General features: G+C 36.9%; 29 protein-coding genes. 26 read left to right on the forward strand and 3 right to left on the reverse strand.

What is annotated here, in order from left to right:
• The first annotated feature begins 190 nt into the window (after positions 1-190).
• From alaS to MHB53_RS25245, 15 genes are all read left to right on the forward strand, one after another.
• Entirely contained in the window at positions 191-2,824 is a 2,634-nt protein-coding gene (gene alaS, locus MHB53_RS25175; RefSeq protein ID WP_340923918.1) for an alanine--tRNA ligase, read from the forward strand.
• 89 nt (positions 2,825-2,913) lie between these two features.
• Positions 2,914-3,180: an IreB family regulatory phosphoprotein gene (locus MHB53_RS25180; RefSeq protein ID WP_340923921.1), complete on the forward strand. Its 267-nt coding sequence runs from the start codon at positions 2,914-2,916 to the stop codon at positions 3,178-3,180.
• Positions 3,181-3,183: 3 nt separating this feature from the next.
• Entirely contained in the window at positions 3,184-3,600 is a 417-nt protein-coding gene (gene ruvX / locus MHB53_RS25185; protein WP_340923924.1) for a Holliday junction resolvase RuvX, read from the forward strand.
• 13 nt (positions 3,601-3,613) lie between these two features.
• Positions 3,614-3,904 (forward strand): DUF1292 domain-containing protein, encoded by a 291-nt coding sequence (locus MHB53_RS25190; protein ID WP_340923926.1) that lies wholly within the window; start codon positions 3,614-3,616, stop codon positions 3,902-3,904.
• 308 nt (positions 3,905-4,212) lie between these two features.
• Entirely contained in the window at positions 4,213-5,400 is a 1,188-nt protein-coding gene (gene mltG / locus MHB53_RS25195; protein ID WP_445661482.1) for an endolytic transglycosylase MltG, read from the forward strand.
• Positions 5,393-6,046: an O-methyltransferase gene (locus MHB53_RS25200; protein WP_340923928.1), complete on the forward strand. Its 654-nt coding sequence runs from the start codon at positions 5,393-5,395 to the stop codon at positions 6,044-6,046. Before mltG ends, MHB53_RS25200 begins: the two co-directional genes overlap by 8 nt.
• Positions 6,043-6,678, forward strand: coding sequence for a uridine kinase (udk, locus tag MHB53_RS25205; RefSeq protein ID WP_340923930.1), 636 nt, complete (start codon positions 6,043-6,045; stop codon positions 6,676-6,678). Before MHB53_RS25200 ends, udk begins: the two co-directional genes overlap by 4 nt.
• A 135-nt stretch (positions 6,679-6,813) precedes the next feature.
• Positions 6,814-7,290: a transcription elongation factor GreA gene (gene greA / locus MHB53_RS25210; RefSeq protein WP_340923932.1), complete on the forward strand. Its 477-nt coding sequence runs from the start codon at positions 6,814-6,816 to the stop codon at positions 7,288-7,290.
• Between the two features lie 126 nt (positions 7,291-7,416).
• Entirely contained in the window at positions 7,417-8,061 is a 645-nt protein-coding gene (locus MHB53_RS25215) for a YrrS family protein (protein WP_340923934.1), read from the forward strand.
• Between the two features lie 28 nt (positions 8,062-8,089).
• Positions 8,090-8,782, forward strand: coding sequence for a 5'-methylthioadenosine/S-adenosylhomocysteine nucleosidase (gene mtnN / locus MHB53_RS25220; protein ID WP_340923937.1), 693 nt, complete (start codon positions 8,090-8,092; stop codon positions 8,780-8,782).
• A 104-nt stretch (positions 8,783-8,886) separates the two neighbouring features.
• A complete protein-coding gene (locus tag MHB53_RS25225; protein WP_340923942.1) occupies positions 8,887-9,465 on the forward strand; it encodes a histidine phosphatase family protein in 579 nt (192 codons plus the stop codon).
• Positions 9,466-9,605: 140 nt separating this feature from the next.
• Positions 9,606-10,289 (forward strand): ribose-5-phosphate isomerase RpiA, encoded by a 684-nt coding sequence (gene rpiA / locus MHB53_RS25230; RefSeq protein ID WP_340923945.1) that lies wholly within the window; start codon positions 9,606-9,608, stop codon positions 10,287-10,289.
• A 175-nt stretch (positions 10,290-10,464) separates the two neighbouring features.
• A complete protein-coding gene (locus tag MHB53_RS25235) occupies positions 10,465-10,953 on the forward strand; it encodes a sigma-70 family RNA polymerase sigma factor (RefSeq protein ID WP_340923948.1) in 489 nt (162 codons plus the stop codon).
• A gap of 3 nt (positions 10,954-10,956) precedes the next feature.
• Positions 10,957-12,087, forward strand: a complete 1,131-nt coding sequence (locus MHB53_RS25240; RefSeq protein ID WP_340923952.1) for an anti-sigma factor — start codon at positions 10,957-10,959, stop codon at positions 12,085-12,087.
• Positions 12,088-12,111: 24 nt separating this feature from the next.
• Positions 12,112-12,408: a DUF4190 domain-containing protein gene (locus tag MHB53_RS25245; RefSeq protein WP_340923954.1), complete on the forward strand. Its 297-nt coding sequence runs from the start codon at positions 12,112-12,114 to the stop codon at positions 12,406-12,408.
• Between the two features lie 2 nt (positions 12,409-12,410).
• Here MHB53_RS25245 and MHB53_RS25250 read toward each other — a convergent pair whose 3' ends face one another.
• Entirely contained in the window at positions 12,411-14,204 is a 1,794-nt protein-coding gene (locus MHB53_RS25250) for a M3 family oligoendopeptidase (protein WP_340923956.1), read from the reverse strand.
• A gap of 144 nt (positions 14,205-14,348) precedes the next feature.
• Here MHB53_RS25250 and sigK point away from each other — a divergent pair, with 144 nt between their 5' ends.
• Both sigK and MHB53_RS25260 read left to right on the forward strand, forming a co-directional pair.
• A complete protein-coding gene (gene sigK / locus MHB53_RS25255; protein WP_340923958.1) occupies positions 14,349-15,077 on the forward strand; it encodes an RNA polymerase sporulation sigma factor SigK in 729 nt (242 codons plus the stop codon).
• A gap of 46 nt (positions 15,078-15,123) precedes the next feature.
• Positions 15,124-15,258: a hypothetical protein gene (locus MHB53_RS25260; protein WP_340923960.1), complete on the forward strand. Its 135-nt coding sequence runs from the start codon at positions 15,124-15,126 to the stop codon at positions 15,256-15,258.
• 324 nt (positions 15,259-15,582) lie between these two features.
• Here the strand turns inward: MHB53_RS25260 and pssA are convergent, their stop codons facing one another.
• Entirely contained in the window at positions 15,583-16,122 is a 540-nt protein-coding gene (gene pssA, locus MHB53_RS25265) for a CDP-diacylglycerol--serine O-phosphatidyltransferase (RefSeq protein WP_340923963.1), read from the reverse strand.
• 114 nt (positions 16,123-16,236) lie between these two features.
• Here pssA and MHB53_RS25270 point away from each other — a divergent pair, with 114 nt between their 5' ends.
• Positions 16,237-17,052: a phosphatidylserine decarboxylase gene (locus tag MHB53_RS25270; protein ID WP_340923966.1), complete on the forward strand. Its 816-nt coding sequence runs from the start codon at positions 16,237-16,239 to the stop codon at positions 17,050-17,052.
• 136 nt (positions 17,053-17,188) lie between these two features.
• On the opposite strand, the gene MHB53_RS25275 is transcribed toward MHB53_RS25270, so the two are convergent.
• The gene (locus tag MHB53_RS25275; protein ID WP_340923969.1) at positions 17,189-17,338 is read right to left on the reverse strand and encodes a sporulation histidine kinase inhibitor Sda; all 150 of its coding nucleotides are present in this window, start codon (positions 17,336-17,338) and stop codon (positions 17,189-17,191) included.
• A gap of 338 nt (positions 17,339-17,676) precedes the next feature.
• On the opposite strand from MHB53_RS25275, the gene MHB53_RS25280 reads away from it, so the two are divergent.
• The 8 genes from MHB53_RS25280 to MHB53_RS25315 all read left to right on the forward strand — a co-directional run bounded on the left by MHB53_RS25280 (position 17,677) and on the right by MHB53_RS25315 (position 22,889).
• Positions 17,677-18,198: a YqeG family HAD IIIA-type phosphatase gene (locus tag MHB53_RS25280; RefSeq protein WP_340923971.1), complete on the forward strand. Its 522-nt coding sequence runs from the start codon at positions 17,677-17,679 to the stop codon at positions 18,196-18,198.
• Positions 18,180-19,301 carry a ribosome biogenesis GTPase YqeH gene (yqeH, locus tag MHB53_RS25285; RefSeq protein ID WP_445661483.1) on the forward strand — a complete coding sequence of 374 codons (1,122 nt, stop codon included), beginning with the start codon at positions 18,180-18,182 and terminating at the stop codon, positions 19,299-19,301. Before MHB53_RS25280 ends, yqeH begins: the two co-directional genes overlap by 19 nt.
• A gap of 204 nt (positions 19,302-19,505) precedes the next feature.
• The gene (aroE, locus tag MHB53_RS25290; RefSeq protein WP_340923975.1) at positions 19,506-20,354 is read left to right on the forward strand and encodes a shikimate dehydrogenase; all 849 of its coding nucleotides are present in this window, start codon (positions 19,506-19,508) and stop codon (positions 20,352-20,354) included.
• Complete coding sequence (yhbY, locus tag MHB53_RS25295) at positions 20,348-20,641, forward strand: ribosome assembly RNA-binding protein YhbY (protein ID WP_340923977.1); 294 nt, start codon at positions 20,348-20,350, stop codon at positions 20,639-20,641. The genes aroE and yhbY overlap by 7 nt, the downstream gene beginning before the upstream one ends.
• Positions 20,642-20,653: 12 nt before the next feature.
• Entirely contained in the window at positions 20,654-21,253 is a 600-nt protein-coding gene (locus MHB53_RS25300) for a nicotinate-nucleotide adenylyltransferase (protein WP_340923980.1), read from the forward strand.
• Positions 21,216-21,797, forward strand: a complete 582-nt coding sequence (gene yqeK / locus MHB53_RS25305; protein ID WP_340923982.1) for a bis(5'-nucleosyl)-tetraphosphatase (symmetrical) YqeK — start codon at positions 21,216-21,218, stop codon at positions 21,795-21,797. The genes MHB53_RS25300 and yqeK overlap by 38 nt, the downstream gene beginning before the upstream one ends.
• Positions 21,787-22,143 (forward strand): ribosome silencing factor, encoded by a 357-nt coding sequence (gene rsfS / locus MHB53_RS25310; protein WP_340923984.1) that lies wholly within the window; start codon positions 21,787-21,789, stop codon positions 22,141-22,143. The genes yqeK and rsfS overlap by 11 nt, the downstream gene beginning before the upstream one ends.
• Positions 22,140-22,889 carry a class I SAM-dependent DNA methyltransferase gene (locus tag MHB53_RS25315; RefSeq protein ID WP_340923987.1) on the forward strand — a complete coding sequence of 250 codons (750 nt, stop codon included), beginning with the start codon at positions 22,140-22,142 and terminating at the stop codon, positions 22,887-22,889. The genes rsfS and MHB53_RS25315 overlap by 4 nt, the downstream gene beginning before the upstream one ends.
• Positions 22,890-22,898: the final 9 nt, after the last annotated feature.

A 22,898-nucleotide genomic window follows, 5' to 3' on the forward strand; every position in this document is an offset into this window, starting at 1 on the left:
TAGATGAAGGATAACATTCGCTAATCCTGAGAGCAGCTAATCCCTGCCGTTCACCGCGTTAAGGTACTGAGGTAAAAGAGGCATATTCTTTGCTCTTTTAAAATCAGGGTGGTACCGCGATCAAAAAGCTTCGCCCCTGTCCAGGGATGGAGCTTTTTTTGTTTTTTTAAAATAAATTGGAGGTAATTTAATGAAGAATTTAACTGGTGCGCAAATTAGGCAAATGTATGTAGACTTTTTTACAGAAAAAGGACATCAGGTGGAACCAAGCGCTTCCCTCGTTCCCCATGATGATCCGACGCTTTTATGGATTAACAGTGGAGTGGCAACATTAAAGAAATATTTTGATGGGCGCGAGATCCCGGAAAATCCTAGAATTGTAAACGCGCAAAAGTCGATTAGAACAAATGATATAGAAAATGTAGGAAAAACCGCTAGACATCATACCTTTTTTGAAATGCTCGGTAACTTTTCCATTGGTGACTATTTTAAAGAAGAAGCGATTGAATGGGCATGGGAATTTTTAACGAGCCCGAAATGGATTGGATTTGAACAAGAAAAGCTATCTGTTACGATTCACCCTGAAGATGATGAAGCATTTGATCTATGGAATAAAAAGATCGGATTGCCTGAAGAACGTATCATCCGGTTGGAAGAAAACTTTTGGGATATTGGTGAGGGACCAAGTGGCCCTAATACAGAAATTTTTTATGACCGCGGACCTGATTATGGAAATGATCCAGAAGATCCTGAACTATTCCCAGGTGGAGAAAATGAACGCTATTTGGAAATTTGGAATCTTGTATTTTCCCAATTCAACCATAATCCAGATGGAACATACACGCCACTACCAAAGAAAAACATTGATACAGGTATGGGACTGGAACGTATGGCCTCTGTTATCCAAAATGTTCCGACGAACTTCGATACGGATTTGTTTATCCCAATCATAAAAGAAACAGAAAATATTTCTGGTCGTTCATATGGATCCAATAATGAAACAGATACAGCCTTTAAAGTAGTGGCAGATCATATTCGAACTGTAACTTTTGCTATTGCGGATGGAGCGCTACCTTCAAATGAAGGAAGAGGTTATGTATTAAGGAGGTTGTTACGCCGCGCTGTTCGTTATGCAAAAAAGATCAACATTAACAGACCTTTCATGTATGAACTCGTTTCTGTTGTTGGAGAAGTGATGAAGGACTATTATCCTAATGTTGTTGAAAAAACGGAGTTTGTCCAACAGGTGATTAAAAATGAAGAAGAACGTTTTCATGAAACGTTGAATGAAGGCCTAGCGATCCTATCTGCTGTTATTCGCAACGCAAAAGCAGAAGGTAAAAAAATGATTCCGGGTGCAGAAGTCTTTAAATTATATGACACATATGGATTCCCAGTAGAATTAACAGAAGAATATGCAGAAGATGAACATATGCAAGTCGATCATGCTGGCTTTGAAGTGGCAATGACTGAACAGCGTGAACGAGCTCGTTCTGCACGTCAAGATTCAGGATCGATGCAAGTGCAAGGTGGAATTCTGGGAGAAGTGAAAGCTGCAAGTGAATTTATCGGCTATAATCAATTGTCAGCTGAGACTGTCGTCAATACAATTATTAAAAATGACGAATTAGTCAATGAGGCATATGTAGGAGAAAAAGTAGAATTTATTCTGGATGAAACACCTTTCTATGCGGAAAGCGGTGGACAGATCGCTGATAAAGGAATACTTATAGCTGAGGGATTACTCATTAAAGTGGAAGAAGTGCAAAAAGCACCGAATGGACAAAATCTTCATTCAGCAATCGTCGAACAAGGTGTGTTTAAATCTGGCATGCAGGTAATAGCTAAAGTAGATGAGCAAAATCGCGGTAAAGTAGTGAAAAACCATACGGCAACTCATTTACTACACCAAGCATTAAAAGATGTCCTTGGCACACATGTGAATCAAGCAGGTTCTCTTGTTGGACCCGAACGTCTTCGGTTTGACTTTTCTCACTTTGGCCAAGTGAAACCAGAAGAATTAAAACGAATTGAAACGATTGTTAATGAGAAAATATGGGCTAATATGACAGTTGATACATCAAATAAAAATATCGAGGAAGCAAAAGCGATGGGTGCTATGGCACTATTCGGCGAAAAATATGGTAATATCGTTAGGGTTGTTGCTATTGATGGTTATAGTTTAGAATTATGCGGTGGCTGTCATGTCACAAATACTTCTGCAATTGGTTTATTTAAAATAGTTTCTGAAGCAGGAATTGGTGCGGGAACACGTAGAATTGAAGCTGTGACGGGTGAAGCAGCTTACGAACTAATGAATGGAGAAATTGAAAGAATCCAAGTAATTTCCGGTCTTTTAAAAACAAAGCCTAAAGATGTTGTTAATCGTACCGAAATGCTCCTTAACGAGCTAAAAGAACTCCAACGCGAAAAAGAATCACTTACAGCCAAATTGGCAAATATTGAAGCAGGTAGTATGCTTGATCACATCCAAGAAGTGGAAGGTATAAAAGTGGTTGTTCATCAAGTGCAAGCAGCTGATATGAACACACTTCGTAATATGGCAGATGATTTAAAACAAAAATTAGGATCAGGTATTATCGTATTAGCTTCAGGACAGAACGGTAAAGTAAATATTATTGCTGCTGTCACGAAAGATCTGATTGAAAAAGGTTACCATGCTGGAAAACTAGTGAAAGAAGTAGCAACTAGATGCGGTGGTGGTGGCGGTGGACGCCCGGATATGGCTCAAGCAGGTGGAAAAGATCCAAGTAAAATAGAAGAAGCACTTGCATTTGTTGCAGATTGGGTGAAAACCGTTTGATTCTATACTGAATTCATGTACAATGAAAGTAATGTTAATTTAACAATTAAGTCTATCTAGAAATGATAGTCTTAAGAGGGGTGTTGTCAATGAGCTCTTTTGATAAAACGATGCGTTTTGATTTTCAAGAAGACCCGATGGAGCAGGAAGTCAAGGACGTACTTCTACATGTACACGGTGCACTTCAAGAAAAAGGTTATCATCCAATTAACCAAATTGTTGGCTACTTGCTGTCTGGAGACCCTGCATATATTCCAAGACATCAAGACGCACGCAATATTATCAGAAAGCTGGAACGGGACGAAATCATCGAGGAACTGGTGAAGTCGTATTTAAAACAACATCGTGAGGGATAATAGATGAGAATTATGGGCCTTGATGTTGGAACCAAAACGATTGGTGTGGCTCTAAGCGATGAAATGGGATGGACTGCCCAGGGATTGGAAACCATAGCAATTAATGAAGAAAAAAAAAGGTTTGGATTCCAGCGAATTGGTGAAATTATTAAAGAGTACGATGTACAGCAAATCATTGTAGGTTTGCCTAAAAACATGAATAATACGATCGGCCCGCGCGGGGAAGCCTCACAACATTTTGCTGAAATGTTAATCGACACATTTCAGCTTCCCGTTAAGCTTTGGGATGAAAGACTAAGCACCGTTGCAGCAGAACGTGTGCTACTTGAAGCTGATGTTAGCAGAAAAAAGCGCAAGAAAGTTATTGATAAATTGGCGGCTACAATGATTTTGCAAGGGTTTTTAGATAGTCAACAATAATGAGGTGAAGAAAATGGAAAACGGTGAAAAACATATTACAGTAGTAGATGAAAACGGTAATGAACAATTACACGAAGTTCTTTTCACATTTGATTCAGATGAATTTAATAAATCTTACGTACTATACTTCCCGGTGGGTGCCGAAGAAGATGAGAATGAAGAAATTGAAATTCAAGCTTCTGCCTATGTGCAAAATGAAGAAGGCGAAGAAGGCAGCCTTCAGCCAATTGAAAGCGATGAAGAGTGGGAAATGATCGAAGAAATGTTAAATACCTTCCTTGATGAGGAAGAAACAGCAGAATAAAGTTAAAAGCTGGTCCAATATGGATCAGCTTTTTTGATATGAATAGACAATGTTTTTAAGATAAGAAGTAACGCGCGAACATGATGTGGAGGTAAGCTCTTACCATATAAGGTCACACAGACGCGATAGACAACCAGGACGAGGGGCTACAAGACTCAATGTCCCCAGTCCAAACATTGGGGAATGAGCAAGGTGCCTGTGCTTTTCGTTGATTTAACATTTTTCGAGTGAAAAAAACAAATTATATAGTATAATGAACAAGTGTATTTATTAGATGCGAACATGTATCCGGAAGGGGGATTGCCGAAGTGGCGAATGAAGATAGCCGAGAAGCGGAAAAACTAAATATAAAAACTAAGATAAGAAATCATTTAATGGAAAGACGAAATGAGGCGAAAGTAATTAGAAAGATTGTGGGGATTATCGCACTTATTCTTATTCTTATTGCTGGAGGTACGGCCTTGGGCGGTTATATATACATTAAATCTGCTTTAAAGCCTGTGAATCCAGAAAATAATAAACAAATTAAAGTTGAAGTTCCGATTGGATCATCGACAACTTCGATTGGGATGTTGCTCGAGAAAAAAGGAATTATTAAAAATAGCACTGTTTTTAAATATTATGTGAAGTTAAATAATATTTCAGGATTTCAAGCAGGTAACTATGCCTTAACTCCTTCTATGACATTAGATGAAATTACGCAAACCATCCAGACTGGAAAACTTGTTAGAGAAGCCTTATTTAAAATGACCATACCTGAGGGGCTTTGGTTAGATCAAATAGCTGAAATCATTGCAAAGAAATTAGATGTACCAGTCGCTGATGTAACAAAAAAAATGACGGATGATGAAACACTGAAACGATTAATGGCTAAATATCCTAGTTTACTTACAGATGATATTTTACAAAAGCAAATCCAGCAACCGCTTGAAGGTTATTTTTTCCCAGCTACATATCCGTTTTATGAAGAAAAGCCCTCTATTGAGTCAGTGTTAGATATGATGTTGAATCAAACGCAAGTAGTTATTGCAAAATATGCTGAGACGATGGAAGAAAAAAATATGTCCACACATGAGCTACTAACAATGGCTTCGTTAGTAGAAAAGGAAGCAACGGAAAAAGCGGATCGCCATTTAATATCAAGTGTTTTTTATAATCGAATAAAAAACAAAATGCCGTTGCAAACAGATCCAACCGTTGCATATGCGCTTGGAAAACACTTAGATAGAACGCTATATGAAGACTTAGAAGTAGATTCTCCTTATAACACGTATAAAAATCAAGGTCTACCACCTGGACCAATTGCTAATGCTGGAGAAGCTTCGATTGAAGCTGCATTAAATCCAGAGAAATCTGATTATCTATATTTCTTGGCTGAATATGGAACTGGTGATGTATATTATGCGAAAACATTGGACGAACATAATGAATTAAAAGCAAAGCATATTACGAATAAACGGAAAGAGTCTACGGGAGGCAATAAAGAAAATGAATGATGCAATGAAACACTATCTTGAAGGGTTGCTTCCTGTTAGAAATCAACACTTTAAACAGCTAGAAAAGTTTGCTAAGGAACACCGCGTACCAATTATGGAGCCGACGGGCATAGAGTCAATGCTGCTTATGATGAAAATGCAAAGCCCTAAACGGATTTTAGAAATTGGTACTGCAATTGGCTATTCGGCTCTAAGAATGGCAGACGCGCTTCCAGAGGCAAAAGTAATCACGCTAGAATTGGATGAGGAAAGAGTCGAACAAGCCTTAACAAATATTAACAATGCGGGAATGGATGAGCGAATTAAGGTCATTACAGGGGATGCACTTGAACTTTATGATGAAACTGCAGCACAAGGTCCATATGACGCTATCTTCATTGATGCGGCGAAAGGCCAATATATAAAATTTTTTGAAATGTATAGTGAGCTTTTAACAGAGCAAGGCTGTGTATATACAGATAATGTTTTATTTAAAGGACTTGTTACAGAAGATAGTATAACGAATAAGCGGTTGTCTGGGCTAGTGAATAAAATTAAAACGTATAATAGATGGCTCATGGATCATAATGGATTTGATACTGTTATCCTACCAGTAGGGGATGGATTAGCTGTTAGTAGAAAAAGGTCAGGTGTTAGTAACGAATGAATAAGAAACCAGTAATTATCGGTATCGCCGGTGGCTCAGGATCGGGAAAAACGAGTGTGACAAATACGATCTATGATATTTTTAAAGAGCATTCGATTCTCATTATGGAACAGGATTATTATTATAAAGACCAAGCGGATCTACCTTTAGAGGAACGGTTAAAAACAAACTATGACCATCCGTTTGCATTTGACAATGATTTATTAATTCAACACCTTGAGCAATTATTGCAATACGAAGCAGTTGAAAAACCTGTTTATGATTACACATTGCATACACGTTCTTCAGAAGTAATCCAAGTAAAGCCAAAGGACGTTATCATTCTTGAAGGTATTTTAGTATTAGAAGATGAAAGATTGCGCAACTTAATGGATATTAAGCTTTTTGTTGATACAGATTCTGACCTTCGTATCATTCGTCGTATCCTTCGTGATATGAAAGAGCGTGGAAGGTCGATTGATTCCGTTGTTGCACAGTATGTTAATGTGGTGCGTCCGATGCATAATCAATTCATAGAACCGACAAAAAGATATGCAGATGTAATTATCCCTGAAGGGGGACAAAATCATGTTGCAATCGATCTTGTGGCAACAAAGATCCAAACAATTCTTGAACAAAAGTCATTTTTGTAATACGATAGCATAGATACTAATATATGTATTGTCATGAAACGAGAAGCGCGCCTGTAAAAGGCGCGCTGTCATGTATTACATACAAAAACATCCTGAACCATTTTGGGATGGTGAAATGATAAGGAGTGAAGGGAAATGGCTACAGAAAAAGTATTTCCGATGACAGAAGCAGGTAAAGAAAAACTCGAACAGGAATTAGAACAATTAAAATCAGTGAAACGTAAAGAAGTAGTAGAACGCATTAAAATTGCACGCAGTTTCGGTGATCTCTCAGAGAACTCTGAATATGATTCGGCGAAAGAGGAACAATCATTTGTTGAAGGGCGTATCACAACTCTTGAACATATGGTCCGTAATGCGAAAATCATTAAGGACGATGAATTAAATTCTGATACTGTAACGCTTGGAAAAACGGTTACATTTATCGAGCTTCCTGATGGAGATGAAGAAACATACACAATCGTTGGAAGTGCAGAGGCTGATCCATTTGAAGGGAAAATTTCAAATGATTCACCTATTGCTAAAAGTTTACTTGGACATAAAGTAAATGAAAAAGTGACAGTACAAACACCTGGTGGAGAAATGAAAGTGAAATTAGTATCAATTAGTTAATAAAGAAAAACGCGGTTTATAACCGTGTTTTTTTATTCTTTATAATCTGTTATGAGATGGACAGGTTATTGATTCAAGTTTTATCGCGTCCATGATATTATTAATGATAGAAATGGAGGAGATACAGTGCCAATTGATTTTAAAAATTCTGGGCAACGCTTTGAACAACGAGCAAAGCGTAGAAAAACAAATATTATATTAAATTCATTAATTACCATCGTTATAATTCTAATTATCCTTGTTGGTAGCTACATCTTTTTCGGTGGAGATAATAAAGATCAAGAGAAGACTAGTAGTGGTGCAACTGGTAAAGATAAAACAGAACAAAACATAGAGGATTCTAAGAAAAAAGATGAGCAGTCGGTTGATGATCAAGAAGCAACAGATGAAAATAGTGCTGATGAAACCGAAAAAGATGAACCGATTGAAACCGAAAGTGATGAACCAAATGTAGAAAAAGTAATTGTTAATCCAGCATGGAAACCGATCGGGACAGAGCAAACCTCTGGTCATCAGTCGTCTTCTGAAATGGGTAGTGTAGATTGGAATGAGAAGTTAAAGGCTGCTGCCTATGCAGTGAATATATCTGTAGATAATATGACACCTTGGTGGGTAGAACGTGGGGAAGACCGGGAAAATCAGGCGATTTTAACTGTTTCCGAAAAAAGTGCTGGCTCAGATGTTTTTCGAGTATATATTGAGTGGGTCGATGGTGAAGGTTGGAAACCAACTGAAGTGAAAAAATTAATTGAAAATGATAAAAAGCAATAATGTAAACATGGGGAAATGGGGTTTAAGGATGATAATTGCTATAATTGGGGCGATGGAAGAAGAAGTCTCATTATTACGTGAACAAATAGAAAATAAACAAACGGAAGTTATTGCTGGATGTGAATTCATCGCGGGAACTCTTGGTAATAAAGAAATTATTTTATTACGCTCTGGTATCGGTAAAGTAAATGCAGCTATGTCTACAACCATTCTGATGGAAAGATACCAACCGGATGTCGTAATTAATACAGGCTCTGCTGGCGGTTATAACCCTGAATTAAAAGTAGGAGATCTCGTCATTTCCACTGAAGTGCGACATCATGATGTTGATGTTACGATTTTTGGGTATGAATATGGACAGGTGCCACAACTGCCACCCGCTTTTAAAGCAGACCAAGGCTTGATAGATGCTGCAGCAAAGGCAGCATTACAACTTGAAGATATTCAAGCTGTAACTGGATTAATCGCTACAGGTGATTCATTCATGAATGATCCAGTGAGAGTAGAATTTGTACGAGAGAAATTCACCGATCTACAAGCTGTGGAAATGGAAGGGGCAGCGATTGCCCAAGTTGCACACCAATACAGCGTGCCATTTGTTGTTATTCGTTCTTTATCCGATATAGCGGGTCAAGAATCAAATATCTCTTTTGATCAGTACTTGGAGACAGCAGCAGTTAACTCTGCGAATTTGGTGTTGGGGATTGTTAAATCAATATAGGGAAAAAACCAAGGGCAGCTGCTCTTGGTTTTTTCTTATATTATCTTTGTTGTTTCACCATTCTATAATAAATAAAATAAAGGATATATCTAGGAGGAGGAGGAATGATGGAATTAATTTTTATTAGACATGGGCAAGGCGAGCATACATTAGATTTACCTGAGAGCCTAAAAATTTCTGATCCATCATTAACCAAACTGGGTATAGATCAAGCGATTTCTTTAAGAGAGAAAATCGCCCTTACTGAAAATGACATTATATTAATTAGTCCCATTAGAAGAACGCTAGAAACGGCATTATTATGGAGTGGCAATATAAAATGCCGTAAAGTCGTTCATCCCTTGGTCTCGCCTAGAATGTTTCCTATTCATCCAGAATGGAGCACACTTCCCTGCGATAAAATTCTTGATATAGAATTAATAGAAAGTGATTTTCCAACATTTGAAATTGAAAATAGTTTTTCTAAGAGTATATGGCTTGAAGGAATCAATGTTTTACCTGAGAACCTTTTTTTATTATTAGTAGAAGAATTCGTTACATACTGCAAACAGTTTCAAAAAGAAAAAATATATATCGTGTCACATGATGGAACTATTACATCTTATCGTCAGTCTATTTCCGGTAAAAAGCTTACTCGTAAAGATTTTCCTGAAGAAATAGCCTGGTTTACATTAACCTGTTGAACGCAAGGGCAAAGTAACGAACTTCAATAAAAAACTGAGTCTTTACGTATTCAAATAAAGAGGTTCATGTTAGATTAGTCTTAATGAGGATAAATGTATTGATAAATAAAACGTTTATTCGAGATGGGTTGTGATGAGGAATGAACGCTAAAAAAGCTGCTGGGGAAAAAGTAGTTGAATTTGTGAAGGATGGAATGATATTAGGATTGGGAACGGGCTCTACAATTTACTGGACCATCCTTAAGCTCGGTGAATTGGTTAGAAATGGATTATCTATTCGTGGTGTAGCTACCTCCCTTAGTACGGAAGAACTTGCTATTAAGATGGGAATTCCATTAGTAAATCTTGAGGAAGTTGATGAAATTGATTTGACGATAGATGGTGCTGATGAAGTTAATTCTAATTTAGAATTAATAAAAGGTGGCGGTGGAGCGTTATTACGTGAAAAAATAGTTGCAACAAATTCACGGAAAAATATTATTATTGCGGATTATACAAAATATGTTTCTGATTTAGGGGATTTTCCTTTACCGATAGAGGTGGTTCCATTTGGTTGGAAATTGACATGTAGACAAATATGTAAATTAGGTTGCAGATTTAGTTTAAGAATGGATAATCATCTTCCTTTTATTAGTGATAATGGAAATTATATACTCGATTGTCAATTTGGGAAGATCCAAAACCCAAAAGAATTAGCCGTTTGTATTAATATGATTCCTGGAGTAGTGGACAACGGACTTTTTGTAGGTATGACAGATATAGTTCTCATAGGTTCTAATGATGGTGGAATTGAGACTCTAAATAAAAATAGCTTTAATCTATGAATACAAATAAATTAGATTTTAAGAAAGAAAATAGTTCATCCATTTTCCCAATTGGCGTTTCTACAACGAGTAGGAATGCCCTTTTTACGTCAATTTTAGAAAGAAAATATAATTCTTTTGTTAATTATGTAACCTTTTTCCTTTTCAATCGTGCTATTAGTGAGGGGAGGAGTAAATGAAGGAATCAATTGAATCGATTTATGACTATTATTTTAATGATATCTACCGCTTCCTCCTTTCACTCAGTCGTGACCATCATACAGCTGAGGACTTAGTTCAGGAAACATTTTTGCGCGCGTATTTACATGTAGATAAACACGATAATGAAAGCATAAAATCATGGCTTTTCACTGTCGCACACCATGCGTTTATTGATTATTATCGTAAACAAAAACGGATAGAATTGAAAAAGCAAGGCTTCTTTTCGAAACTATTAGATAAAAGAAATACGCCAGAAGAATCAATCGTTATTCAAGAGGATATCCAAGAAATTATCAATCTTTTGGACGGTTTACCGGAAAAACAAAAATATGCTGTTCTCTTACACGATTTTCATGAACTTAGTTATTTGGAAGCAGCTACAGTAATGAATGTGTCACTAGCCAACTTCAAAGTGATTTTATACCGAGGCCGACAAGCGGTGAGAAGGAAGAAAGGTGAATGAGAAATGAGTGATGAATTTAAGAGAAAACTCGAAGCCTTTGAAAATGGTCAGTTAAAAGGCGAGGAGTTAATAGAGTTTGAAAAGGAATTAGCTAAACTAGAACAGTATCAAGAATATCTTGAAGAAAAAAGTCCGAAACAGAAACTGCAAATGAATGTAGAAAAGCAGAAGAAAATTCTGAGAAGAAGTAAGTGGAGGGCTCGTTTTCAAACAGCTGCATTGGCGTTAGGTATTTTTATTGTTGTTTTGATCGCTTCAATAATTTTGACAGGAGTGTATTATTCTTGGGGAAATCCTGATCGGAGCGATGTATTTACAGATGTAATTGATTACACGTTGACAGTCACCGAACCTTACGGTGATGTAGGGAGTACAAGTTCGAATGCGAAACCATTTTTTGGAATGGAGATGTCGAGAGATCTAAATAAAAAAGTTGGTAAAGAGATTATCCAAATGGGCGAGTTGAAAGTTAATTTTCTTTTTTCACTAATGAGTTATCCAGAGCGAAATTATACAGGTAATATATCACAGAATCAACCGTCATTTACTTATCCAGGGTTCGGAGATCTAAGTATGGCAGAATGGGATAGATTGAAAAAGCTCCCAGAAGGGACAGTCGTTTCAGCTTATCTCTCTTTCAATAAGTTAGTAGAAACGAGTGATGTTTTTCAACAATTTGCTGATATGAATTTTGACATCACTTGGTTTACGGTTGATACAGGTATTGAAGGCCGGGATGATTGGTATGGCGATTTTATTGGCTTTCCTGCCTCCCCAATTTGGCATGATGATGACATGATTCGAGGCTCTCGTGAAGAACAAAAAGATTTTCTGTTCGGAAAGGTTGTTTCAGAAATGTATTCTTCCCCGGATTACGAGGCAGGGGATAGTGTGATTCTTCATAAACAGTTTTTAAAAACATTACAATTTCTTGAAAAACATGAAAAGAAAGCGGAACAATTATACGGTAGAGCGGACCTAGATCTTGATAAACGAATCAAATACCTTGAAAAGAATGGAATAAAACATTATGGAATTGTCGTCACTGGACCGACGAAAGAGATATTAAAGCTAAAAGAGGAGAAATTAATTAGTTCTGTTGAGGTCGACGAGGTTGGTTTTTGGAACTGGTAAGGTTGATAAGAAATATGTGGAGGGATGCATGGAGGAAGTAAAAGTAAATCAATTGCTTTCCTTTACTTAGGTATTTTATCAATAATCGTAATTTATGCTGGTTTAATCTTAGGTATTATCGGATTTGTTATGGCACGAAAAGTCATGGAAGAAATCGATAATCAAAGCAATAATAGCAATAGTTTAGCTGTTTCTGGAAGGATATTAAGTACTGTAGACATATGTATTCAATCACTTTTATTCATATTAACTATCCTCGGATTCGCGGTGTATTATGTTAAATCAAAAGGGTTCGGAGTCAATCACTCCGAACCCTTTTAGCATTATTTATTCACCATCTCCATAAAATCCTCTACATCTTTAATACAAAGCTTTACGCCAGCTTCCCAGAATTCGCGCTTTGTTAAATCAACACCAAGATGTTTTTGCGCTAGATCCTCCACTGTCATCGAGCCTGTATCCTCAAGCATCGCCATGTATTTTTTCTCATAGCCTTTGCCTTCTTTTACAGCTTGGGCATAAATTCCAAGAGAGAACAAATAGCCAAACGTATACGGGAAATTATAGAAAGGAACACCGGTAATAAAGAAATGCAGTTTAGAACCCCAAAATAACGGATGGTAATCCTCAAGTGAGTCGGCATATGCTTCTTTTTGAGCATTCTCCATCAGTTCATTCAACCTTTTTTTATTAACCATGCCTTTTTTGCGTTCTTCGTAAAAGCGTGTTTCAAACAAATAGCGTGCGTGAATATTCATCAATAAAGCAACAGAGCGTTGAATTTTATCTTCTAGCAATGCCAGTTTCACATCTTCATTTGCTGCATTGTTTACGGCGGCATCAGAGACGATCATTTCTGCAAAAGTAGAAGCTGTTTCAGCTACATTCATTGCATAGCTTCTATTCAATGGGTGTGCGTCCTTTAGTGCATAGGAGTGAAATGCGTGACCAAGTTCATGAGCAAGAGTCGAAACATTGGACGGTGTACCTGAATACGTCATGAAAATTCTAGATTGATCACTAAGAGGGAAAGAGGTGCAAAATCCACCTGGCCGTTTCCCAGCGCGATCCTCTGCTTCAATCCAGCGGTCTTCAAAGGCTTTTATTGTAAAGTCTGTGAGTTCGTCTCCAAAATCGCCAAAATGCTTTAGAATGAATGCTGCGCCTTCTTGGTAGTTATATGTTGTTTCTGTTTTTCCCACGGGTGCATCTAAATCAGCCCAACTTAATTTTTTTACTCCGAGCAATTCCGCTTTCTTTTTTAGAAAATCAGCAAATGGTTGTTTGTTGTCTGATATTACTTCCCACATGACATCGAGTGTTTCTTGCTTCATTCTGTTATATGTCAGTGCTTCCGTTAATACATGGTCCCAGCCTCGCTGTTTATAAACAGATAAACGGAAGCCTGATAGATGGTTTAATGTGCCCGCAAGTAAATCAGATTGCTTGTCCCAAGCCTTTTCCCATTCCTGGAAAATTTGTTTTCTTATTTTAGGATCGGAACTGGAAAATTTATTAGCTGCCTGTCCTACAGATAAGTTCAGTTTTTCTCCATTTTCTTCAAATGGGATTTTAACCTGAGAGACGATCGTATCATACATTTCTCCCCATCCGTGATAGCCATCGATACTTAGAGCATTGATCAATGCTTCCTGTTCTTTTGAAAGTTTTTCACCCGCATTTTTGCGTCGCTCATTCAGTACGAAGCTAAGTTCTTTTAATGAATCTTGCTTAAGTAATCCGTTCCATATGTCTTTTTCGATGTTTAAAAGCTTTTCATCAAAACTTGTTAAAAGCGTGCTGAATCTAGAACTTAGAGTAGTCACCATGCCCCGCAATTCATTTGCCCTTGTGTCAGTCGTATCTTGTGCTTGTAAACAGCTAACAAAAGCACCTGCTTGTCTTATATTTTGTGATGTAGATTGAAATAAATGAAGTAGATCAGATAGACTTTGATCATTAGCAGATACTGGGATTTCCCAATTCTCGATGGATGACTGGAAATGCTCCAATTGACCTTTTACTTTTTCCAAATGATTGATAAACTCGCGAGACGCACTTCCATCTTTAAAAAAAACATCGATATCCCATGTTAAATCATATATAGCTACCGCCAAATGAATCCCTCCATAATATGTATTCATTACATTATACGAGAAAATTAGTTATTATCCCAATATTACATCTCCTTCATTACGGTTATTTCAACGACAACACATACATATATATAAATATAGGCTAAAACTGTGGGGGGTGAGGCATTGTCCAGTATTCTTACGGCAATAGGTTATTTATTTAAAGAACTCGTATTTCTCGTTTCATATGTTAAAAATAATGCATTTCCTCAGCCGCTTTCAACTGAAGATGAAAAGAAATACTTACAACTAATGGCAGAAGGTGATGAAAATGCTCGGAATCTCCTAATAGAGCATAATTTACGGCTTGTCGCCCATATTGTGAAGAAATTTGAAAACACTGGGGAGGATGCTGAGGATTTGATCTCGATCGGAACGATTGGTTTGATTAAAGGAATTGAAAGTTATTCTTTTGGAAAAGGCACGAAACTTGCTACCTATGCTGCTCGCTGTATAGAAAATGAAATTTTAATGCATCTACGAGCGTTAAAAAAGACCAAAAAGGATATTTCTTTACACGACCCGATTGGCCAAGATAAGGAAGGGAATGAAATATCGCTAATTGACGTATTAAAGTCTGAAGCGGAGGATGTTTTTGACACAATCCAACTAAATATGGAGTTAGAAAGAGTCAAAGAATACGTTAGTGTGTTAGATGAACGAGAGCGGGAAGTCATTGTTGGCAGATTTGGCTTAAGTTTAGAAAAAGAGCGAACGCAAAGGGAAATAGCAAAAGAACTCGGCATATCAAGAAGCTATGTATCGCGTATAGAAAAAAGGGCGTTGATGAAAATGTTCCACGAATTTTATCGAGCAGAAAAAGAAAAACTTAAGAAAGCGAAAGAAGATGAGTAAAAGTGCGGGACGGAAATTACCTTTTTTAAAAAGGGTGGAAGCATAAATGAACAACAATAAAAAGTCACAAGAAAATATCGATTATGAACTTGAAGTGGCACGGATGATATACGAAGGTGGGGCTAATTGTCAAGATTATATTATCTCCACTAATAATGAATCCAATCGAGTAGAGGAATAATCATCAAATATTGATATAATACAGGGAAGAACCTACTTTATAATGCTGTGATGTATGGCTAGTTAAAAAAACATTATATTCATTTCAAGGAAAATTAGTATTTCCGGAACAAAGAAGTTGGCCATTAGTTATCGATGGAGAGGAAACGGAAAAATTAATATAGCCAACTGACCATAATCATGTTATATTTATATAGCGATGAGCTGATTTGCATAAGTCGACTGACATGCTTAAATGCACACATGCTGTGAACATGTGGTCTTTCGCCGCAAACGCATAAGACGCCTGCATTTATGCAGGCGTCTTTTATCATATCTTATTGTATTAAATCTTTTTTAATGTAAAAGTGCTGATCATCATTAATGATAAGGTTAAAATAATAAAAATGAATGAGTACGATGGAAAATATGGGACAAATAAATAACTAAGTGTTAATAAGCAACCCGCTGAAGTAATTGGAAGTCCTGTAAAATAACCATTGCTTTCGGAGACGTTAAATCTTGCAAGGCGGAAAGCTCCACAGGCTATATAAAATATAGTGAAAAACACTCCGGGAAAACCGAACAAGAATAAGATACCTTGGTATAATAATAAGGCGGGTGCTACGCCAAAAGATACAATATCACTCATAGAATCCAGCTGTTTACCAAGATCAGATTCAATTTGAAGTTTTCTGGCAGCCATTCCATCGAAACGATCAGCCAGTGCAGCAATAAAGATAAAAACTACACTTAAATGAAGTTGGCCATTGATACATGAAATAATCGCGAAGCTACCTAATCCTAAGTTTACTAAAGTAAGAAAATTGGCGGTTTGTGCTTTTATTTTTCTAATTGTACTGTCTACGACATCTGATAAAAACAAATAAATTCCCCCTTCCTTTTTGATGTAATTAAGTGCCTTGTATCTATTAATACTTAATTATATTCTTTTTAGACATTAAAGTTAAGGGAATCTTTTTGGAAGGAGTGAAAAGTATTGAAGGGTAAGCTGTATCGCGGGCTTATTCAATCTTTGAATGGACCGGTCGTTTCAAACGTATTACTAAAATATGCGCAATCTAAATGGAGTAAGCCAATAATTAAATTTTATGCAAGAGCCTACCGAATTAATGTAGCGGAAATGCGCGATAATATGGAAACCTATCCTAATTTGCATGCTTTTTTTACGCGAAGATTGAAGACTGATTCTAGACCCATTAATTTTGAACCAAATACCATTGTCAGTCCAGTGGATGGTATCTTAGAGGATTGTGGAACCATCTCTCCTGCGTGTGAAATAATTGTGAAGCATAAGGCTTATTCCATTAGCGAAATGCTAGGTGGGGAAGATAAGGCAAACAAATATATTGGTGGTACATATTTGATTCTTTATTTAAGCCCTTCACATTACCATAGAATTCACTCTCCAATTGATGGTAAGGTCGTTTCTACATATTCTTTAGGTGGAAAATCTTACCCCGTTAATCGATTAGGATTAAAATACGGTAATAGTACATTAGCTAAAAACTTTCGAATTGTTACAGAACTTAAGCATCATACCAATTCTATGGCGATGGTAAAGGTTGGAGCAATGTTCATTAATTCTGTCAAAGTAGTGAATCAGCATCATGAATGGAAAAAGGGCGATGAGGTAGCTTATTTTTCATTTGGTTCTACTGTTGTCCTGCTGTTTGAAAAAGGAATGTTTCAACTAAAACAATCATTATCTACACCGGCGGAAATAAGAATGGGGGAGCATTTGGGGAAGTGTGTTGAGATTAGAAAAGAGAGAGGGTTGTATGAGGTGCAGTGACTGAGGACTATTAGAATGTGTACATCAAGATAAGCGTAAAAAAGACTAATGATTCAAGGCGATTCTAAAACCAGTCATTTATTCTAAAATAAAAAGCGCCTTATCATAGGCGCTAAAGTAATCATATTTATATATATTATCCAACAACATAGGTTATTTTTATTTGATTCACCAATGATCTCCGTTGAAGCTCAGATTCAATTAAATCAATAAATTCGGAACTTAGGTTTAATTCTTTCGCTTTTTCGTAGGATTCTATTAGTAACTCATCAGATAATCTGTTCATTAGCTTCACCTCCAGGAATTTTTTGTTCTAATTCTAATGGGTCATGAATAAATTAGTAAGATATCCCTTTAATAACCATTACATTATCAGAAGAAATGAATTGGAACAAGCGTTCCTTTATCCACAGGTACTGGTGGATAACCTGTTGGTAAGAAGATATTATCGCATAATAAAGTAGCCCCTACGCAATACTTCATGTTTATAAAGTTATCCACAATTGTGGAAATGGTAGAAAATTGTCGAAAACTTTTCTCCCCTATTTGGAAAAAGATGCGAACGAACCGAATATTGGTTAAAATAAACATAATGACAAAGATTAATTAATGAGGTGCAGATGATTGTTAAAAAAATTTTTACCAAGTGAATATGTTAAAAATATATTTCTAATAAAACCTGAGGATCTAAAAACAAGAGGAATAAAAGGAATTATCACAGACTTGGACAACACGCTCGTTGAATGGGACAGGCCTAATGCTACACCAGAGCTTATTGAATGGTTTGCTGAAATGAAGCAACATGATATTAAGATAATCATTGTATCGAATAATAATGAAGATCGTGTGAAATTATTTTCCGATCCATTAGAAATCCCATTTATTCATAAGGCGAGAAAGCCACTTGGCGCTGCTTTTAAAAAAGCAATCACTGTAATGGGAACATCAAGGGAAGAGACGGTGATTATTGGTGATCAGTTATTGACAGATATACTTGGCGGAAATAGAGCCAGTTTATATACAATTCTGGTCGTTCCGGTAGCAAAATCGGATGGTTTTTTTACTCGATTTAATCGAGCGATTGAACGAAGAATTATGGCCAATTTTAAGCGAAACGGATTAATTAAATGGGAGGACGACAAGTGAAGAACGCAGATATTACCTGTATTGGATGCGGAATTTCAATCCAAACAGAAGACCAAAATACAATAGGTTATACACCTTCTTCTCAACTTGAAAAAGAAGAGATTATTTGTCAAAGATGTTTCCGATTAAAACATTACAATGAAGTGCAAGATGTATCACTTACGGATCAGGACTTTTTAAATATTCTTCACCAACTGGGAAAAACTGACAGTTTAATTGTAAAAGTTATTGATATCTTTGATTTTAATGGCAGTTGGCTAACGGGATTACATCGATTTGTTGGGAAGAATCCGATTTTACTTATTGGAAACAAAGTAGATTTACTTCCTAAGTCAATCAAAAAGAATAAATTGGTTCAATGGATGAGAGGGCAAGCAAGAGAACTTGGCCTTCACCCAATTGATGTGCTTCTAGTAAGTTCTAAAAAAGGCCTACATATTGAGGAAGCAATGGAAAAAATTGATCAGTACCGTGCTGGTAAAGATGTTTATGTTGTTGGCTGTACAAATGTGGGGAAATCTACTTTTATTAATAGAATTATTAAGCATGTGGCCGGAGAAGAAGATGTAATTACAACATCTCATTTTCCAGGGACAACACTTGATATGATAGACATACCATTAGATGATGGAAAATCCTTATATGATACTCCGGGAATCATCAACCATCACCAAATGGCACATTTTGTAGATAAAAAAGATTTAAAAATCATTACACCAAATAAAGAAATTAAGCCTAGAGTATTTCAATTGAATGAGGAACAGACACTTTTCTTTGGTGGATTAGCAAGACTGGATTATGTACAAGGTGGACGCAGATCTCTCGTATGTTATTTAGGGAATGAGATTAACATCCACAGAACGAAGCTAGAAAACGCTGATGAATTATACAAAAACCATGTTGGCGATATGCTACAACCACCTCGGAAAGATGAATTGGATACATTTCCGAAACTTGTTCGTCATGAATTTATGATTAAAGAGGGAAAAACGGATATTGTATTTTCAGGGCTCGGTTGGGTAACGGTGAATGATCCAGGTGCAAAAGTCGCTGCTTATATACCAAAAGGAGTAAATGTCACGCTACGTAGTTCGCTTATTTAAAAAAGCAGCATAGGCACCATAAACAGATAGACATACGTGAGGGAAGACAGGGAATGGAATATCATTTAAGACCGGATGAAAGGCACTGACAAATGAACTAGCTCCTGTTCCACGTCTACGTACCACAATGTATTTGTATCCTTGTAATATCTGTGTTGCCTCATCATGTGTGTCCAAATTAATTTAAAAGATAGGGTGAGGTGTTTGCAAAAACTTTATGGCGTTATTGGTAAGCCAATTGCACAGTCCATGTCTCCGCTTATGCATAATGAGGAGTTCCGACAGCTTGGAATAAACGCAAACTATCAGCCATTTCATATTTTAGATCATGATTTGAAAACGGCTGTAGAAGGAATGAAAGTAATAGGCATAGAAGGATTTAATGTAACAAGCCCACATAAAACAGCAATTATGCCTTTTTTAGACAGTATCGATCCGCTTGCTAACGCAATAGGTGCAGTGAATACAATTGTTCGTGAAAATGGGGACTTTCGTGGTTATAATACAGATGGAACAGGATTTATCCAAGCCCTACAATCTGCATGGAAAAAAGATTTTATGAATGAACAGACACGTACACTAATTGTAGGAGCTGGTGGTGCGTCAAAAGCAATATATTATACGCTCCTAGCAAAAGGCATGAAATATGTGGATATTTGTAACCGTTCAGTAATTAATGCGCAGCAATTAATAGAGGATTGTCCTTATGAAGGTGTTTCTAAAGCATTGTCACTTCATGAAGCTGAACTGGAGCTAGTTGACTATGATCTCGTTATCCAAACCACATCTATTGGTATGTATCCAGATATAACGAATAGTCCACTGGATCTTGAGCATTTGCGTACTAATGCATTTGTTTCGGATATTATTTATAATCCTTCTGAGACTGCTTTTTTACAGCAAGCGAAGCACAAGGGAGCGCAAACGCAAAACGGCATAGGTATGTTTATACATCAGGGGGCGCTTGCTTTTAAAATGTGGACAGGAATAACCCCTAACTTTGAACGTATGACAAATATTGTAACAGAGAAATTAGGAGGAACAACATGTTAACTGGTAAGCAAAAACGTTATTTACGATCTAAGGCACATCATCTTGACCCAATTTTTCAGGTAGGTAAAGGTGGAGTCAATGAAAATATGACAAAACAAATAAGTGAAGCTTTAGAAGTACGAGAATTGATAAAAATAAGCATATTGCAAAACTGTGATGAAAACAAAGAAACAGTAGCTGAGGCACTTGTGGCCGGTACCAAAGCAGAACTCGTTCAAATTATTGGTAAGATTATTGTTCTTTATAAAGAGTCTCACGAGCGTAAAACCATTAATTTGCCTGTATAAGGACGGATAATCATGAAGAGAAAAATTGGGATATTAGGAGGGACATTTGATCCTCCTCATCTTGGTCATTTAATTATTGCGAATGAAGTACTTCATCATTTAGCGCTGGATGAAATACATTTTATGCCCAACCAAGAGCCACCTCACAAAGAGAGAGTAAGTGGTACTACTGCAGAAGATAGATTGCGAATGCTCGAACTTTCTATCGCGGGAAATAGTCAATTCGCTGTGGAAAGTATAGAACTTGAGAGAAAAGGCCGTTCCTATACGATAGATACGATAAAAATTTTACAAGAATTACATCCGGATTTTGATTATTATTTTATTATCGGAGCTGACATGGTGGAATATTTGCCGAATTGGCACGAAATAGATGAACTTGTACAACTGATTCAGTTTGTAGGTGTGAATAGACCGAACTATCAAATGGAAAGTCGGTACCCAGTGACACATGTAGATGTACCACAAATAGATATTTCTTCGACGGCAATGAGAGAAAAAATAAAACAAGACATCTCTACAAAATACTTAATTCCTGATAGCGTAATTGGCTATATAAAGGAGCGCGGTTTATATGAATATGGAGCAAGCAATAAAGATAGTTGGAGGTAAAATAGCAGGGCCACGCTATGATCATACGCTTCGGGTGTTAGATACAGCCCGTGAACTAGGGAAAAACGTTGGTGTTGATGTGAAAAAAACAGAAATAGCAGCAGTTTTTCACGATTATGCAAAACTTCTTTCGATCCCTGAACTTAAAGTAAAAGTAAGTGATGCCAGGGAAGACCCGCGCTTACTTGCTTATCATCCTGAGCTATGGCATGGCCCTGTTGCTGCACAAATCGTTCTAGATGAATTCGATATTAGCGACAAGGATATACTTAACGCTATTCGCTTTCATACGACGGGTCGAGCAAATATGTCTATGCTTGAAAAGGTTATTTTTTTGGCAGACTATATTGAACCAGGTCGTAGCTTTCCGGGTGTGGAAGAAGTAAGGGAACTGGTAAAAGAAGATATTAATAAGGCTTTACTTTATGCCTTAGGAAACACGATTCAATTTTTAATCATAAAGAAAGCGTTGATCTTTCCCGATACATTTGAAGCGTACAACCATTTGATATTTAAAAAGGAGCGAAATTATATTGGAGACTAGGGAATTATTAAAGATAGTTGTTAAAGCAGCAGATGATAAAAACGCAGAGGATATTGTTGCATTGAATATGGAGGGTATCTCATTAATTGCAGACTACTTTGTTATTTGTAGCGGGAATTCTAGCAAACAAGTTCAAGCAATCGCCCGCGAAATGAGAGAGATGGCTCTAGAAGCTGGCATCGATGTGAAGAAAATGGAAGGTTTTGATGAAGGGCAGTGGATTCTCGTAGATATGGGTGACGTCATTGCTCATGTCTTCCACCGAGATGAGCGAAGCTATTATAATTTAGAAAGACTATGGGGCGATGCTCCATTCGAGGATGTACTGGGAGAACTTGCTCAGTGAGTTACGAAAGACTGGCTTATGTATACGACTTTTTAATGGCTAATGTTCCGTATGAGAAATGGCTACAATTTTTAACGATAGAAAAACGGCGTCATCAAGTTCGAGGGAATCGGGTGCTCGATTTGGCATGTGGAACAGGTGAATTATCTATTCAGCTTGCCAAAGAAGGTTTTTTGGTAACTGGTGTTGATTTATCAAGCGATATGTTGATGGTTGCCCGCGAAAAAGCTGAACAAGCATCTGTACCAATGGAATTGTTTCAGCAGGATATGAGTGCGCTCGAAGGGCTTGGCACATTCGACCTGATCACGGTATTTTGTGATTCGCTCAATTATCTTCAAACTCCAACAGATATGAAAAGTACTTTTTTACATGTTCATGAGCATTTAGATGAGAATGGACTGTTTTTATTTGATGTACATTCTCCATATCAAATGGATCATATTTACATGAATGAAACATTTGCTTTAAGTGAAGATGATGTGGCATACATTTGGCATTGTTTTCCCGGAGAACATATATATTCCGTAGAACATGAGTTAACCTTTTTTGTGATGGATGAAGATTCAGGATTGTATCAACGATTTGAGGAATTGCATAAACAACGTACATATCTCTTGGAAGATTATGAGGCATGGCTAGATGATGCTGGTTTTATAGTAGAATCTGTAACAGCAGATTTTACCTCGAATCGACCAGTTGATACATCAGAACGAATCTTTTTTACATGTAAAAAAAAGAAATAAGCGGAGATT

The sequence above is a fragment of the Bacillus sp. FSL K6-3431 genome, from assembly GCF_038002605.1.
In the GTDB taxonomy this organism is placed as follows: domain Bacteria; phylum Bacillota; class Bacilli; order Bacillales; family Bacillaceae_C; genus Lederbergia.